We start from the raw sequence: 14,644 nt of genomic DNA, 5'->3' as shown, positions 1-14,644 counted from the left end.
CGACGCCCGGAGGCGACGATGACAGACCAGTCCGGCACCACATGGCCCTGGCCCGACTTCCCGCCCGGTCCCCTGGGCACCCCCTCGCCCGATCTCGCCCGCAGGCAGGCGGAAGGACCGATGGAGCCGGTCACCATGCCGAGCGGGGACCGGGCTCCGATGATCGTCAGGTACGAGGACGTCAGGACCGTGCTCACGTCGCCGGCGGGCAGCCGCGACCTGCGGGCGGCGGGCCTGCCCAGAATGGTCAGCGGCACCGGCCTGGACGACGACCCGGCGGCGCTGATCAACCAGGACCCGCCCGAGCACACCCGCTACCGCCGCATCATGCAGAGCACCTTCACTCCCCGGCAGGTCGAGCGCTGGCGGCCCCGGGCGGCGGCGATCGCCGGCGAACTGCTCGCCGCGGCCGGCGACGAGTTCGACGTGGTCGCCGACTTCGCGCTGCCGCTGCCCGCCCGGGTGATCTGCGAGGTGCTCGGCGTGCCGATGGACCGGTTCGAGCAGTTCCGCGGCTGGACGGAGATGTTCCTGTCCTCGTCCGAGGCGAGCGCCGAGACCAGGGCGGAGGGATACGCCGCGTTCATGGCGTACGCCCGGGACCTGATCGCCGAGCACCGGACCCGGCGCGGCGACGACCTCATCGACCTGCTCATCTCGGCGCGCGACGGGGAGGACGCGCTGAGCGAGGACGAGCTGACCCACATGGTGTTCACGCTGATCATGGCGGGGCACGAGACGACCGCCTCGATCATCATCCGGGGCACGTTCCGCCTGCTGTGCCACCCGGGGCGGTACGCGGAGCTGGCGGCCCGGCCCGAGCTGCTGGAATCCGCGGTGGAGGAGATCCTGCGGTACGAGGGGCCGGGCGGGAACGGCCTGCTCCGGCTGGTGACGCAGGACGTCGAGCTGTCCGGCGGCACCATCCCGGCGGGGACCGTCGTGCTGCCCAACCCGGCGGCCGCCAATCACGATCCCTCGGCGTTCGAGGATCCGTCGCGGTTCGACCTCCGGAGGTTCGCCGGGGCGACGCCCAATCAGCAGCTCGCGTTCGGTCACGGTCCCCACTACTGCCTGGGGGCGAACCTGGCCAGGATGGAACTGCAGGAGGCCTTCCGGGCCCTGGTCACGCGGCTGCCGGGCCTGCGCGCGCAGGAGGACCTCGCGGCCGTGCGATGGACCGACGACGGCCTGATCCACCGGCCGCGGCGCCTCCTGGTGACGGCCGGCTGCCCCCGGACGACCCCGGTCGCCGGGGTCAGATGTCCAGGTTGAGGCGGGCGATGGGCTCCACGAGCTCCTCCTCCTCGTAGCGCAGGTGCGACAGCAGCACGTCCGACAGCAGGTCCACCTGGTCGCGTACGGCGTCGAGCCGGTCCGGGTCCTCGATCATGGCGACGAGGGCGGCGTCCAGCCCCGTCAGCACCCCGGCGATGACCTCGTGCTCCTGCTCCAGCCGCGCCACGACCGGCGCCAGCGACTCCTGCGCCGAGGCCAGCATCGGGAACATGTGCTCGTCCTCGATCGTGTGGTGGGTGGTCAGCAGCCGGCAGTACGACGCGCAGAACGTGCCGAGCGTCCAGTAGTTCTGCCGCATGGTCAGCTCGTTGATCATCGAGCGGAGGGCGGCGGCGTCGGAGCGGCCCGCGGCGACCTGCTCCAGTGCGTCCCTGATCTGGGTCAGCTCCCGGCGCAGGTGGTCGTGGATGAGCACGAGCCGCCGGCCGTTGGCCTGCTGCCGGGGCGTGAGCGCGGCGATGTCCCGCTTGGGCAGCCGGGGCCGGGTGGCCTCGTCGAGCGCCGCCCCCGACGGTGTCCCGCCCGCGACCCGGACCGGGCTCTCGACGCCCGCCAGCGGTGCCCGGCCGCGCTCCCGCGCCACGGCCTCGCGTACGGCGGGGGCGACCTCCTCGGCGAAGACCTTGAGGTCCCTGTCGTCGTCGACGGCGAGCACGAACACGCTCATGCCGTCGCGGAGCGCGAGCTCGGTCAGCTGCTCGGCCCAGACGGCGGGCGGCCCGTCGAGGAAGCCCTCCCCGGCGGCGGCGGAGAAGCGGCCGTCGATGTTGTAGACCCGGCGGATCTCGCCGGGGTCGCGCCCGGCCCGCTCGGCCGCGGCGTCGAGGGTCCCGCTCATCGCGCCCAGCTCGCCCGGCGCGGCGTACCCGGACGAGGGCACCCACCCGTCGCCGAGCCGCCCGGTCAGCTCCAGCATGCGCCGCTTGTAGGCGCCGATCCACAGCCCGATCGGGTGCGGGGGGAACGGTCCGGGACGCGCGCCGTCCAGCCGGTAGTGCCTGCCGTCGAGCCGTACGCCCTCGCCCGGCGTCCACAGCGCGCGGAGGACCGCGACGGCCTCCTCCAGCGCCTCCACGGCCTCGCCGGGGCCGCGGCGCAGGCCGCCCATCGCGGCGATGCCGTCCCAGAACGCGCCGGAGCCGAGCCCCAGCTCCACCCGGCCCCCGCTCAGGATGTCGAGGGACGCGGCGGCTTTGGCGAGCACCGCCGGCGGCCGCAGCGGCAGGTTCACCACGTCGGGGAACAGCCGCACCCGCTCGGTGCGCCCGGCGAGCGTCGACAGCAGCGTCCAGGTGTCCAGGAACGACGGCTGGTACGGGTGGTCCTGGACGCCGATGACGTCGAGCCCGATCTCGTCGGCCAGCACGGCCTGCCGGACGATCCGGTGGTGTCCCGCCGCGTCCGGCGTGAGAAACGCCCCAAACCACAGCTCATGTCCGAAGTCGGCCATTAATTCGCTACCTTTCCGCGTCCCGGACCGGGAGCCTACCTTCGTGACGAGATCTGACGACATGACCCTGGCGGCCCCCGCCGGCACCGTCCTGTCGGTCGTGATCGGCTCGCGCGCGCACGGGCTGGAGACCGAGGAGTCGGACGTCGACAGGCGGGGCGTGTTCGTGACGCCCACCCCGATGTTCTGGCGGCTCGGCAAACCGCCGGATCACGTGGAGGGGCCGCTGCCCGAGCAGTTCTCCTGGGAGGTCGAGCGGTTCTGCGTCCTCGCGCTGGAGGGCAACCCGGTCGTCCTGGAGTGCCTGTGGTCGCCGCTGGTGGAGCTCGCCACCCCGCACGGCGAGCGGCTGCTGTCGCTGCGCCGCGCGTTCCTGTCCGGGAAGGCCGAGCGCGCGTTCGCGGGTTCGGCCGAACGGCAGTACCGCAGGCTCGGGCCGCAGGACCCGCCCCGGCCGGACGGCGACGTCAGGCGGTGGAAGATGGCGATGCACATGATCCGGCTGCTGATGGGAGCCGTCCACCTGGCCCGGCACGGGGAGCCGTTGGTCGACGTGAGCGCCTGCCGCGACCGGCTGCTCGCCGTACGGCGGGGCGAGACGCCCTGGCCGGAGGTGCTGGAGTGGCGCCGGCGGCTGCTGGCCGAGCTGGACGACCGGGCCGGGAGCACGCTGCCGAGCCGCCCGGACCGGGCGGCCGTCGAGGAGTTCCTGGTCGAGGTGCGGAGGTCGGCTCTGTGACCGTGGTCGAAGGAGCGGCGCCGTGACCGCCGTCCTGCCGTCCTGGCTTCCCGAGGTGGTCGCGGGCGAGCGGCACCCCGCTCGCCTTCGCCACCGTGAGCGGCGCGCACCTGTACGGCTTCCCCTCGGTGGACTCCGACCTCGACACGCTCACCGCCCGCCCGGAGGACGCCGGGGACGCCTGCGCGCTGCCGGACGTCCCGTCGGCCCGCGACGCCCTGCACGACCCCGTCGTACGGGCCCGTCTGACGGGCCGCTGATCCGGTCAAACGGGACGGGACACGCGAACAACGTGGGTGCCGCCCCATGTCGCGACGCCATCGCGGATAATGGGGCAACGCCGCCACATCCCAGGAGAACGCTTTGACCACTCCGTTCGGCAAAGACAACCTCGACCTGGCCGCGAGCGCGCAGGCACTGGCCGACAGCGCGCCCACCGGATCGCTGCGCCACGCGGCCGCCAAGTCGGTCGCGATCACCTTCGCCACGACCCGCGACGCCGCCCAGGCCCGCAGCACCCTGAACGGCATCTCGCCCGACGACGTGCGCCGGGCCGCGCTGGAGCTCTTCGACGAGCTCTCCACGCGGACCGACTGACCTGTCAGTCCCCGTCCGCCGCGGCGGCCGACGGACGCGCCGCCGGCGCGGCGGGCCGTCCCGGAGGCCGGGCGTTGACCATCTCCGGGTCGGAACCCGCGAGCTGGGCGTAGCCCGCCGAGATCCGGGCGAGTTCGTCCGGCGGGATGACGGCGTCGATCGAGTCGAAGCCGTCCGGGGCGCGCTGGTCGGCGATGTCGATGACGACCTCCGGCCCCATCCGCCGGCTCGCCTCCTGCAGGGCCGTCGTCCGGGGCCTGCGCTCGTTCTCGTACGCGGCCAGCGCGGCGCCGATGTCGTCGTGCCCGGCGAGCGCCGCCGCGAGGACCCTGCCGTCGACGATGGACTGCGTCGCGCCGTTGGATCCCATGGGATGCATCGCGTGCGCGGCGTCGCCAAGTAGCGTGGCCCGGCCCGAGGTCCACGCCGGCAGGGGATCGCGGTCGACCATCGGGTACTCCAGCGCCTCCTGGCCGGACCGGATCAGAGCCGGCACGTCGAGCCAGCCGAAGCGCAGGTCGTCGAAGCCGGCCAGGAACCGCTCGGGGTCCACGGGGCGGTTCCAGTCCGCCCGGTCGGGGAACTCGTCGTCGCCGGCGCGGCGGGCGACGGCCCAGTTCATCAGCACCCGCTCCGAGGGCCCTTCCGGGCGGGTCAGGGGGTAGACGACGGCGCGGCGCCGGGCGTCGCCCGCGATGACCATCGTGCGCCCGTCGAGGAAGGGGCCGGCCCAGGTGCTGCCCCGCCACACGATCAGCCTGTTCCACCGGGGCGGGCCCTCACCGGGATACATGGCGGCACGGACGCCCGAGTGGATGCCGTCCGCTCCGATCAGCACATCCGCGGTGACGTGCGAGACGGCGCCGGAGACCTGGTGCGCCACCTCGATCTCCACCGTGCCGTCCGGCCGGTTCTCGAACCCGGTCACCCGGGAGCCGGCGACCACGGCCCCGGGGCCGAGACGCTCCAGGACCGCGTCCAGCAGGACGGCCTGCAGCCGCCCCCGGTGGATGGACAACTGCGGCCAGCGGTGCCCGGCCGCCTTGCCCCGCGGCTCGTTCCAGATGAGCTGGCCGAACCGGTTGTAGTAGGACAGGCTGCCCGTCGCCATCGCGACGCCGAGCAACCGGTCGCCGAGACCGAGCTCGTCGAGTTCGCGGACGGCGTTGGGCAGGATGTTCAGCCCCACCCCGATCGGTTCGATCGTGGTCGCCGCCTCCAGCAGCGTGACGTCGGTGAGCCCCACCGCGTGCAGGCTCAGCGCCGCCGTCAGCCCGCCGATGCCCGCACCCGCGATGACGATCTTCGCGCGACTCACGCAGTCGTCCCTTTGGCGAGCCGGATGTCGTTGCCGTGCCTCGTTCGCATCGTCGTCTCCAACGGCCGGATGGCAGCACGAACCGCGGCGCGCGGGGGCGCCCGGCGGGAGACCGCCGGGATTTCCGATCGGCGATCTCCGGGGGATCGTAATACGCGGCCCGCGCCGGGGAGCCGAATCGAGCGAATCGCCTGACTCCGTCATGCGGCGCGTATTCCAGGCGGACGACGAGAGGCCGGACCCCCGATCTCGGGATCCGGCCTCTCGTGCCTGTTCTTGCTGGTGGGCGATACTGGGATTGAACCAGTGACCTCTTCCGTGTCAGGGAAGCGCTCTCCCGCTGAGCTAATCGCCCTTGGACGAACCAAGAGGTGGAGACGGGATTTGAACCCGTGTACGCGGCTTTGCAGGCCGCTGCCTCGCCTCTCGGCCACTCCACCGCGTCACTCTGCACCGTGACAAGCCGCACAGTGTCAAGCTCCGAGCGGAAGACGGGATTCGAACCCGCGACCCTCACCTTGGCAAGGTGATGCTCTACCACTGAGCCACTTCCGCGTCCCGGCTCTCGGCCGGACTCACGTGGAGCACTTTATCCAATCTCCCGCGACTCCCCAAATCAGCGGTGTTCTCCCTGCTCACGCCGCGAGTTGCGGCCGATGCTTCCAGCCCCGTCGAACCGTTCTGGGGTTAGCGTCGGAGCATGTCCGTGACGCATGACCGCACCCACGCCGCGATCCCCGGTGCCGCCGGGGGCACGCCGCAGCCCACGACGGCCGAGATCGAGGGGGACGCCGACATCGCCCCCGTGGCGGCCCTGATCGCGGACGGCGCCCGCGCCGCCATGCTCACCGCGCTGCTCGACGGCAGAGCTCTGGCGGCCGGGGAACTGGCCGGGATCGCCGGCGTGAGCGCCCCCACCGCGAGCTCCCATCTGGCCCGGCTCCTCGACGGGGGCCTGGTGACGGTGGTCAAACAGGGACGGCATCGCTACTACCGCCTCGCCGGCCCCGACGTCGCCCGCGTCATCGAGGTCCTGGCCCGGGTCAGCGGGCGCGTCGCCGTACGGTCCCTGCGGCAGTCGCGGCGGGCCGTGCTGCTGCGGCAGGCCCGCAGCTGTTACGACCACCTCGCCGGGCGGGTGGGCGTCGAACTGTACGACGCGCTGGTGCGCGAGGGGCGTCTGATCGAGGCCGACGGCGGCTGCATGCTTACCCCGAGCGGCGCCGAGGCGCTGATGGAGCTGGGCGTGGACGTCGAGCGGGTGCGCCGGGCCCGCCGCAGGTTCGCCCCCGACTGCCTCGACTGGCTGGAACGCCGGCCGCACCTGGGCGGAGCGCTCGGCGCCGCGGTCCTGGACCGGCTCCTGGCGCGGGAGTGGCTGGTGCGCGGCACGGTGCCCCGGGCTCTCCGGCTGACCGCCGCGGGGTGCGAGGGACTGGAGAGGCTCTTCGGATGTAAGGACCTAAGCTGAGATACGCTGGTTACCAACCACGCGCGCGCACGCGCGTGCCTACGTGAAAGAGTGGGACGATGCACGACAACGAGGTCGTGGCCGTCGGCCCCGGGCCGCTCGCCTTCGACGACGTGGTCCGGGTCGCGAGATACGGCGCACCGGTCGGCCTGACGGACGACGCGATCGCCGAGATGGCGGCCTCCCGGGGGCGGATCGAGGAGCTCGCGGAGGCCGACACCCCCGCCTACGGCGTCTCCACCGGTTTCGGCGCCCTCGCCACCCGGCACATCGACCCCGCGTTGCGCGGCCGGCTCCAGCGCAGTCTCGTCCGCTCGCACGCGGCCGGTTCCGGGCCCGAGGTGGAGACCGAGGTCGTGCGGGCCATGATGCTGCTGCGCCTGCGCACGCTCGCCACCGGGCACACCGGCGTGCGTCCGGCCACGGCCCGGGTGCTGGAGTCCCTGCTCAACGCCCGGCTCACCCCGGTCGTGCACGAGTACGGCAGCCTCGGCTGCTCGGGAGACCTCGCCCCGCTCGCCCACGTCGCCCTGACGGTCATGGGCGAGGGCGTCGTGCGGGACGCGGAGGGACGGCTGCGTCCCGCCGCCGAGGCGCTCAAGGAATGCGGCGTCGAGCCCGTCGAGCTGGCGGCCAAGGAGGGGCTCGCGCTCATCAACGGCACCGACGGCATGCTCGGCATGCTGGTGCTCGCGCTGCACGACCTGTCCCGGCTCCTCACCACCGCCGACATCAGCGCCGCGATGAGCGTGGAGGCGCTGCTCGGCACCGACTACGTGTTCGCGGCCGACCTGCAGGCGCTGCGGCCCCATCCCGGCCAGGCCCTGGCGGCGGCCAACATGCGGACGCTGCTCGCCGGCTCCGGCGTGATGGCCTCGCACCGCGACGGCTCCTGCACCCGCGTCCAGGACGCCTACTCCCTGCGGTGCGCCCCCCAGGTCGCCGGGGCCGCCAGGGACACCCTCGCCCACGCCTCCGCCGTCGCCGCCCGCGAGATCGCCAGCGCCGTCGACAACCCCGTCGTGCTCGCCGACGGGCGCGTGGAGTCCAACGGCAACTTCCACGGCGCCCCGGTGGCGTACGTCCTGGACTTCCTGGCCATCGCCGTGGCCGACCTCGCCTCGATCGCCGAACGGCGCACCGACCGGATGCTCGACGTGGCGCGCAGCCACGGGCTCCCGGCCTTCCTCGCCGACGACCCGGGGGTGGACTCCGGGCACATGATCGCGCAGTACACCCAGGCGGCGATCGTCTCCGAGCTCAAGCGGCTGGCGGTGCCGGCGAGCGTCGACTCGATCCCCAGCTCCGCCATGCAGGAGGACCACGTCTCGATGGGCTGGTCGGCCGGCCGCAAGCTGCGCCGCGCCGTCGACGGGCTCACCCGCGTGCTCGCGATCGAGCTGCTGACCGCCGCCCGGGCGCTCGACCTGCGCGCGCCGTACGCGCCGGCGCCGGGGACCGGCGCGGTCGTCGCGGCGCTGCGCGAGTCCGTCGCGGGGCCGGGGCAGGACCGCTTCCTCGCCCCGGAGATCGAGGCGGTCGTCCGCCTCGTCGGCAGCGGCGCCGTGGTCGCCGCCGCCGAGTCCGCCACCGGCCCCCTGGCCTGAGGTCTAGAGGGCGGCGACCACCTCGACCTCGATCATCAGTCCCGGCCGGAACAGCCGCTCCACCTCCACGGTCGTGCTGGCGGGCGGCTCGCCGGTGATGAAGCGGCCGCGGACCTCGCCGTACTCGCGCAGCCGGTCCATGTCGGTCAGGAACGTCCTGATGTGCAGGATCCGGTCGAACGAGGAGCCCTGGTCGGCCAGGATCCGGCCCAGGTTCTCCATCACGACCTCGGACTGCCGGGCCAGGTCGCCCTCGCCGACGACCTTCCCGTCCTCGTCCAGCGCCACCTGCCCGGACACGAACAGCAGGTCCCCGAAGCGCACGGCGTGCGAGTAGTAGCCGTTGGTGGCCGGCACCGAGGGCGGGTTGACCGCGCGCACCGCCTTCCCGGTGGTCTCCGCCGCCCGGGATGCCGCGAAGGGGACGACGGCGGTGAGGTCGTGCCCCGCCAGCCCGGCCGCGACCGCCCCCGTCAGCAGGTCGCGGGCGGCGGCGGTGACCGTCTGGCGGCTCCCCGGCCCCTCGGTGGCCAGCCGCAGGTCCTTGGCGGCCAGGCCGAGGGCGTATCGCGTCTCGAACGGGCCCGACTCGGCCACGGGCCGCAGCCGCTCCGCCAGCCCGGCCAGCGGCGTGGCCCCGAGGACGTCCAGGAGCGCGGTGCGGCCCACCCCGAGCGCGTCCGCGTAGGCCAGCGTCTCCGCCAGCCCCACCTGGGCGGTCACCAGGGCGCTCATCACGGCGAGCTTGGTCGCGGCGCCCGCTCCCGGCCCGCCCGCCTCGTGGACCGTCCCGAAGACGCGCAGCACGTCCGACACGCGGTCCAGGTCCTCGCGGACGCCGCCGGCGAGCACGACCAGCGTGCCCTCGGCGGCCGGGCCCACGCTGCCCAGCACGGGCGCGTCGACCAGGCCCACGCCCGCGGGGAGCAGGCCGCGCAGCCGCCGCACCGCGCCGGGGCCGATCGTGGACATCTCCACCAGCACCGACCCCGGCCGCAGCCCCGGCAGCGCCGCCCGCACCACCTCGGACACCGCCTCGGGATCGCTCAGCATGGTGATCACCACGTCCGCTCCGGCGACGGCCGCGGCGGGGGAGGGGGCCGCCTCCGCGCCCGGCACGTCCCGTGGCGTACGGTTCCACACGGCCACCTTGTGGCCGGCGGCGACGAGGCGTCCGGCCATCGGAACGCCCATGCGGCCCAGACCAAGAAAAGCAATCATGTCCCTGGACGTTATGGGAGGAAGAAACCATTCCACCAGCGACTAGATTGCATGGCATCAATTCCCCTCGCTCATGGATCGGAGCATGTTCGACACCGACGCGCTTGTGCTGCTCGACGTCGTGGCCCGTACGGGGTCGTTCACGGCCGCCGCGGTGCAGCTCAACTACACCCAGTCGGCGGTCTCCCGGCGCATCGCGACCCTGGAGGCCCAGGCGGGCGGCCCGCTGTTCGCGCGGCTGCCCAGGGGGGTGCGGCTGACGCCCGCGGGCCGGACGCTGCACCGCTACGCCCGCGAGGTGCTGGAGCGGCTCGGCCGGGCGGGGGAGGAGCTCGCCGCCATCCACCAGGGCACCGGCGGGCGGCTGCGGGTCGGCGCGTTCGCCACGGCCAACGCCGTGCTGGTCCCCGCCGCCCTGCGCGAGCTGCGGGCGACCCGCCCGGAGGTGGCGGTCAGCATGGTGGAGGGCCTCAGCACGGCGCTGATGGACGGCCTCGGCCGCGCCGAGATCGACATCGCGGTGGTGAGCGACTACCCCTCCGGCCTCGGAGCGGGTCCGGAGGTGGAGGTCACCCCCCTGCTGGAGGACGAACTGCTCGTCGCCCTCCCCGCCGACCACCCGCTGGCCGGGTGCGAGAAGGTGGACCTGCGCGACCTGCGCGACGAGAGCTGGATCGAGGGCGCCCCTCCCGGCACGGTGACCATGCTCGGCGCCGCCTGCGCCCGGGCCGGTTTCGCGCCCAGGGTCGACCTGCGGATCGGGGAGTGGACCGGCAAGCTCGGCTACGTGGCCGCCGGGCTCGGGGTGACGCTGGTGCCCGCCATGGCCGCGCCCGCCGTACGCGGAGACGTGGCGCTGCGGTCGCTCGGCGAGTTCGCGCCGCGCCGCACGGTCTACGCGGCCCTGCCGCGCACGGCACCGCTTCCGGCCGCCCGCGCGCTGCTCGGCCTGCTGTCCCGATCCGTCCCCGGCTGACCTTCCGGCCCCGGCGGGGGAGCGACAATGGACACGTGTACGACGCCTTCGCCCATATCGGGGGCCGCCTGGCCACGGGCCTGAGAGAGGTGACCACCGACCTGGCCGCCCTCGACGGCTCCGGCTGGTGGGCGGTGGTCGTGTCGTACGAGGGAAAGGTGGTCTGCGCGCGGTTCGACCGGGTGCGGCCCGCTCCGCTGCCCCCGCCGCGCGGCCCCTGGCGGGGACCCGCCCGCGACGCCTGGGCCACGTCCCTCGACCGGGAGGGCTACGAGCGGGGCGTCCGGCGCATCAGGGACTACATCGAGCGGGGAGAGGTCTACCAGGCCAACCTCTGCCGGGTCCTGTCCGCGCCGCTGCCCTCCCCGGACGTGGATCCCCTCGCGCTCGCCACGCGGCTGGCCGAGGGCAACCCCGCGCCGTACGCGGCCGTGGTCGGCGTGCCCGGGCTGACCGTCGTGTCGGCCTCGCCGGAGCTGTACCTGTCCAGGAGCGGCGAGGTGGTCGAGTCCCGGCCGATCAAGGGCACCGGCGTGACGGCGGACGATCTCCTCGACAAGGACTACGCCGAGAACCTCATGATCGTCGACCTCGTCCGCAACGACCTCGGCCGCGTGGCGGAGGTAGGCTCGGTGACCGTGCCCTCGCTGTTCGCGGTCGAGGAGCACCCCGGGCTCGTGCACCTGGTGTCCACGGTGCGGGCGCGGCTCGCCGGCGGCGCCGGCTGGCCGGAGCTGTTCTCCGCCACCTTCCCTCCGGGTTCGGTGACCGGGGCGCCGAAGTCGTCGGCGCTGCGGATCATCAACGAGCTCGAACCAGAGCCCCGGGGGCCGTACTGTGGGGCCGTGGGCTGGGTCGACGCCGACCGGCGCGAGGGGGCGCTGGCGGTCGGCATCCGCACCTTCTGGATCGAGCACGACACGATCCGGTTCGGTACGGGAGCGGGCATCACCTGGGGGTCCGACCCCCGGAGGGAATGGCGCGAGACCGAGCTCAAGGCCGCCAGGCTCATCGGCCTCGCGTCCGGGGACGGCCCGCGACATCGGTAACGAACGGAGCAGGAGATGTCTGTACCCATCTGGGTGAACGGGGAGCTGTACGAGCCCGACAGGGCCGTGGTCTCGGTGTACGACCACGGGCTGATGGTCGGCGACGGCGTGTTCGAGACGGTCAAGGCGGTGAACGGGGAGTCCTTCGCGCTGACCCGCCACCTCGACCGGCTGGCGCTGTCGGCCAAGCGGATGGACCTGCCCGAGCCCGACCTCGGCGCGATCGCCGACGGGGTGCGCCGCTGCCTGGCGGCCGCGCCCAAGTGGCCGCTGGCGCGCATCAGGATCACCTACACCAGCGGCCCCGGCCCGCTCGGCTCCGACCGGGGGTCGGCCGGCACGAACGCGATCGTCATCGTGGGCGAGCAGGCGCCGTTCCCCGCCACCGCCGACGTCGTCGTGGTGCCCTGGCCCCGCAACGAGCGCGGCGCGCTGGCCGGCGTCAAGAGCACCTCCTACGGCGACAACGCCAAGGCCCTGGCGTACGCCAAGGAGCGCGGCGGCGCCGAGGCGATCTTCGAGAACCTGGCCGGGCACCTGTGCGAGGGCACGGGGAGCAACATCTTCATCGTCACCGGCGGGCGCCTGATCACCCCGACGCTCGCCTCCGGCTGCCTGGCCGGCGTCACCCGCGCGCTCACCCTCGAATGGTGCGGCGGCGAGGAGGCCGACGTGCCGATCTCGGCGCTGCACGAGGCCGAGGAGGCCTTCCTCACCTCCACGACCCGTGACATCCAGCCGATCGGGGCCGTGGACGGGAAGGTGCTGCCCCAGGCGCCCGGGCCGGTCACGCTGGAGGCCATGAAGGTCTTCGCCGAGCGCTCGGCGGCCGACGTCGACCCGTGATCCTCAGTAGGAGCGCTGGCTCTGGGCGTTGAGCTCCTCCATCCGCACGGCCTTGGCGGGATCGGTGCGGGGGTCGTCCACGCGCAGCACGTCGAGTCCCTTCGTGATGTCGCTGGAGTAGATGTAGCCGTTGTAGTAGTAGGCCGACCAGGAGCCGCCGAGATGGAGCTCCGGCGCCAGCGGCCCGCGCTCGAAGTAGGCGATCTCCTGCGGATGGGCGGAGTCGGTGAAGTCCCAGACCGAGACTCCGCCCATGTACCACCCCTGGACCATCACGTCGCGGCCCGGTACGGGCACCAGCGCCCCGTTGTGGGCCACGCAGTTCTCCTGGGCGTCCTGGGCCCGGGGGATCTTGAAGTAGCCCTGCCGGACGAGCTCGCGCTCCGGCGTCAGCGTGTAGATCGCGTCCGCGCCCTTGGTCTCGCTCACCGAGGGCAGGCAGGTGGCGGCCACCCCGCCGCCCATCTCGTCGCTGAAGACGACCTTGGTGCCGTCGTTGTTGAACGTGGCCGAGTGCCAGATGGAGAAGTTCTCCTCGTCGCGCACGGTCTGCAGCAGCTTCGGGCGCACCGGGTCGGAGATGTCCAGCAGGACGCCGTCGCCGAAGCAGGCCCCGGCGGCCAGGTCCTTCTCGGGGTAGACGGTGATGTCGTGGCAGCCGCCCAGGCCGTCCTCGCCCGCCGCCCTGCCCGCGAACAGCTCGGGCTTGGCCACGACCCGCGCCTCGCCTGGGTCGCCGACGGGAACCGCCACGATCGAGATGTTCTGGTGGGGCGGCGCGCAGTTCGTCGTGTCGGGCTCCGGGCCGGGGGAGGACACGTACAGGTAGACCGTCCCGGCGTCCTTCCCCGGCACGACCGCGTGGGTGTGGGAGCCGCACTCCGTGCGTACGGACTTCAAATAGCGCGGATGTGCCTTGTCGGAGATGTCGAAGACGCGGATGCCCTCCCACGCGCCCGCGGCCGCAGGGTCCCCGGCCTCGCTCGCGCAGGTGTCGTCCGTACGGGGCTCGTCGACCGACAGGAACAGCAGGTCGCCGGAGACCGAGATGTCGTTCTGCCCGCCCGGGCACTTCACCCGCGCGACGGCCTTCGGGTGCTCGGGGTCGCCGATGTCGTGCACCGTGAAGCCCCCGTAGTTGCCCACGAACGCGTAACGGCCCTGGAAGGCCATGTCGGTGCCCCAGTCGTCCGGGCCGTCGAACGGCGCCGCCAGGGGGACGTTGGCGACCACCTTCATGTTGGGGCTGTGCCTGATCTCGTCGCGGGCCGGAATGCCGTCCGTGCCGTCCGTGGCGGCCGTCGGCGAGGGAGCGGGCCCGGCGGGGGCGCATGCCGGGGCCAGGAGGACAACGGTCGCCACCAGCGCGGCCTTCAGCCTCGGTCTGCTCACATCGCCCCCATGTCCGCGGATCATCGCCCACTATGGAAGTTATGTCGAGCCCGCGGCCGGTGCGGACCGGTTTGGTAACGGTTGTGCTGGCAGTTGCGCCCGCGCTGGCCGCCTGCTCGTCCGGGGCCGCTCCACCTGCGCGCGCCGACGCCCCGGTGATCGCGCCCGGCGCCCCCGGGCGGTCCGGTTCCCCGCCGGGCCGTTCAGCCGCTCGGACAGGGCCGGTGGCGGCGGACGTCCGGTTCGCCGAGGCGATGGTCCCGCATCACCGGCAGGCGCTGGAGATGGCCGGGCTGGCCGCGGCGCGCACCGGCGACCCGCTGGTGACCGCGGTGGCCGGCCGCGTGCTGGACGGGCAGCGCCCGGAGATCGCGGTGATGGAGGCCTGGCTGCGGGGACTGGGCCGTACGCCGCCGTCCGGCCACGGCCACGTCACGAGCGATTACGGCATGGCCGGTGAGGAGGAGCTCAACCGGCTGCGTACGGCGCGGGGGCGCGCCTTCGACAGGCTCTTCCTCACGCTGATGATCCGGCACCACGAGGGCGCGGTGAGCATGGCGGCGGAGGAACTGCGCCGGGGACGAGACCACACCATGCGGACGATGGCCCAGGACGTCGTCACCGGCCAGCGGATCGAGATCGCGCGGATGAAAGGGATCCAGCGGAAGCTGGGCTGATT

Annotated in this window: 14 protein-coding genes and 3 tRNA genes; 10 read left to right on the top strand and 7 right to left on the bottom strand. The window is 73.5% G+C overall.

Annotated features, from left to right (window positions below; all coding sequences use genetic code 11):
* Positions 1-18 precede the first annotated feature (18 nt).
* Positions 19-1,275 (top strand): cytochrome P450, encoded by a 1,257-nt coding sequence (locus AAH991_RS18965; RefSeq protein ID WP_346227178.1) that lies wholly within the window; start codon positions 19-21, stop codon positions 1,273-1,275.
* On the opposite strand, the gene AAH991_RS18960 is transcribed toward AAH991_RS18965, so the two are convergent.
* Positions 1,259-2,749 carry an LLM class flavin-dependent oxidoreductase gene (locus AAH991_RS18960; protein ID WP_346227177.1) on the bottom strand — a complete coding sequence of 497 codons (1,491 nt, stop codon included), beginning with the start codon at positions 2,747-2,749 and terminating at the stop codon, positions 1,259-1,261. The two genes, AAH991_RS18965 and AAH991_RS18960, sit on opposite strands and share 17 nt — an antisense overlap.
* Positions 2,750-2,792: 43 nt before the next feature.
* On the opposite strand from AAH991_RS18960, the gene AAH991_RS18955 reads away from it, so the two are divergent.
* The 3 genes from AAH991_RS18955 (at position 2,793) to AAH991_RS18945 (ending at position 4,085) form a co-directional block, all read left to right on the top strand.
* Positions 2,793-3,488: a nucleotidyltransferase domain-containing protein gene (locus AAH991_RS18955; protein ID WP_346227176.1), complete on the top strand. Its 696-nt coding sequence runs from the start codon at positions 2,793-2,795 to the stop codon at positions 3,486-3,488.
* A 95-nt stretch (positions 3,489-3,583) separates the two neighbouring features.
* A complete protein-coding gene (locus tag AAH991_RS18950) occupies positions 3,584-3,748 on the top strand; it encodes a hypothetical protein (RefSeq protein ID WP_346227175.1) in 165 nt (54 codons plus the stop codon).
* 103 nt (positions 3,749-3,851) lie between these two features.
* Positions 3,852-4,085 carry a hypothetical protein gene (locus AAH991_RS18945; RefSeq protein ID WP_346227174.1) on the top strand — a complete coding sequence of 78 codons (234 nt, stop codon included), beginning with the start codon at positions 3,852-3,854 and terminating at the stop codon, positions 4,083-4,085.
* A gap of 4 nt (positions 4,086-4,089) precedes the next feature.
* Here AAH991_RS18945 and AAH991_RS18940 read toward each other — a convergent pair whose 3' ends face one another.
* The 4 genes from AAH991_RS18940 to AAH991_RS18925 all read right to left on the bottom strand — a co-directional run bounded on the left by AAH991_RS18940 (position 4,090) and on the right by AAH991_RS18925 (position 5,958).
* Positions 4,090-5,403, bottom strand: coding sequence for a flavin-dependent oxidoreductase (locus AAH991_RS18940; protein ID WP_346227173.1), 1,314 nt, complete (start codon positions 5,401-5,403; stop codon positions 4,090-4,092).
* A 280-nt stretch (positions 5,404-5,683) separates the two neighbouring features.
* Positions 5,684-5,758: transfer RNA gene (locus AAH991_RS18935), tRNA-Val, on the bottom strand.
* A gap of 14 nt (positions 5,759-5,772) precedes the next feature.
* Positions 5,773-5,843 (bottom strand) — tRNA-Cys (locus tag AAH991_RS18930).
* A gap of 43 nt (positions 5,844-5,886) precedes the next feature.
* Positions 5,887-5,958: transfer RNA gene (locus tag AAH991_RS18925), tRNA-Gly, on the bottom strand.
* Between the two features lie 145 nt (positions 5,959-6,103).
* Here AAH991_RS18925 and AAH991_RS18920 point away from each other — a divergent pair.
* Together AAH991_RS18920 and hutH are read left to right on the top strand one after the other, a co-directional pair.
* Positions 6,104-6,874, top strand: a complete 771-nt coding sequence (locus tag AAH991_RS18920; RefSeq protein WP_346227172.1) for an ArsR/SmtB family transcription factor — start codon at positions 6,104-6,106, stop codon at positions 6,872-6,874.
* Positions 6,875-6,933: 59 nt separating this feature from the next.
* On the top strand, positions 6,934-8,481 hold the full coding sequence (gene hutH / locus AAH991_RS18915; RefSeq protein WP_346227171.1) for a histidine ammonia-lyase: 1,548 nt from the start codon (positions 6,934-6,936) through the stop codon (positions 8,479-8,481).
* 3 nt (positions 8,482-8,484) lie between these two features.
* Here the strand turns inward: hutH and AAH991_RS18910 are convergent, their stop codons facing one another.
* A complete protein-coding gene (locus tag AAH991_RS18910) occupies positions 8,485-9,702 on the bottom strand; it encodes an NAD(P)-binding domain-containing protein (protein WP_346227170.1) in 1,218 nt (405 codons plus the stop codon).
* Between the two features lie 85 nt (positions 9,703-9,787).
* Here AAH991_RS18910 and AAH991_RS18905 point away from each other — a divergent pair, with 85 nt between their 5' ends.
* Genes AAH991_RS18905 through AAH991_RS18895 form a run of 3 tightly spaced genes read left to right on the top strand, consistent with a single transcriptional unit; the run spans position 9,788 to position 12,573 of the window.
* Positions 9,788-10,678, top strand: coding sequence for a LysR family transcriptional regulator (locus AAH991_RS18905; protein WP_346227169.1), 891 nt, complete (start codon positions 9,788-9,790; stop codon positions 10,676-10,678).
* 35 nt (positions 10,679-10,713) lie between these two features.
* Positions 10,714-11,727 (top strand): chorismate-binding protein, encoded by a 1,014-nt coding sequence (locus AAH991_RS18900; RefSeq protein ID WP_346227168.1) that lies wholly within the window; start codon positions 10,714-10,716, stop codon positions 11,725-11,727.
* A gap of 15 nt (positions 11,728-11,742) precedes the next feature.
* A complete protein-coding gene (locus AAH991_RS18895; RefSeq protein WP_346227167.1) occupies positions 11,743-12,573 on the top strand; it encodes an aminotransferase class IV in 831 nt (276 codons plus the stop codon).
* Positions 12,574-12,576: 3 nt separating this feature from the next.
* Here AAH991_RS18895 and AAH991_RS18890 read toward each other — a convergent pair whose 3' ends face one another.
* The gene (locus tag AAH991_RS18890; RefSeq protein ID WP_346227165.1) at positions 12,577-13,965 is read right to left on the bottom strand and encodes an LVIVD repeat-containing protein; all 1,389 of its coding nucleotides are present in this window, start codon (positions 13,963-13,965) and stop codon (positions 12,577-12,579) included.
* On the opposite strand from AAH991_RS18890, the gene AAH991_RS40650 reads away from it, so the two are divergent.
* A complete protein-coding gene (locus tag AAH991_RS40650; protein WP_507185151.1) occupies positions 13,905-14,642 on the top strand; it encodes a DUF305 domain-containing protein in 738 nt (245 codons plus the stop codon). The genes AAH991_RS18890 and AAH991_RS40650 overlap by 61 nt on opposite strands.
* Positions 14,643-14,644 lie beyond the last annotated feature (2 nt).

This window comes from Microbispora sp. ZYX-F-249, assembly GCF_039649665.1.
Taxonomy (GTDB): Bacteria; Actinomycetota; Actinomycetes; order Streptosporangiales; family Streptosporangiaceae; genus Microbispora; species Microbispora maris.
This window is presented reverse-complemented; position numbering and strand designations above follow the sequence as displayed.

Excerpts from the sequence above, each read along its gene's own strand:
- AAH991_RS18965 (WP_346227178.1), top strand. The coding sequence starts at position 19 with ATGACAGACCAGTCCGGCACCACATGGCCCTGGCCCGACTTCCCGCCC.
- AAH991_RS18960 (WP_346227177.1), bottom strand. The coding sequence starts at position 2,749 with ATGGCCGACTTCGGACATGAGCTGTGGTTTGGGGCGTTTCTCACGCCG.
- AAH991_RS18920 (WP_346227172.1), top strand. The coding sequence starts at position 6,104 with ATGTCCGTGACGCATGACCGCACCCACGCCGCGATCCCCGGTGCCGCC.
- hutH (WP_346227171.1), top strand. The coding sequence starts at position 6,934 with ATGCACGACAACGAGGTCGTGGCCGTCGGCCCCGGGCCGCTCGCCTTC.
- AAH991_RS18910 (WP_346227170.1), bottom strand. The coding sequence starts at position 9,702 with ATGATTGCTTTTCTTGGTCTGGGCCGCATGGGCGTTCCGATGGCCGGA.
- AAH991_RS18905 (WP_346227169.1), top strand. The coding sequence starts at position 9,788 with ATGTTCGACACCGACGCGCTTGTGCTGCTCGACGTCGTGGCCCGTACG.
- AAH991_RS18895 (WP_346227167.1), top strand. The coding sequence starts at position 11,743 with ATGTCTGTACCCATCTGGGTGAACGGGGAGCTGTACGAGCCCGACAGG.
- AAH991_RS40650 (WP_507185151.1), top strand. The coding sequence starts at position 13,905 with ATGCCGGGGCCAGGAGGACAACGGTCGCCACCAGCGCGGCCTTCAGCC.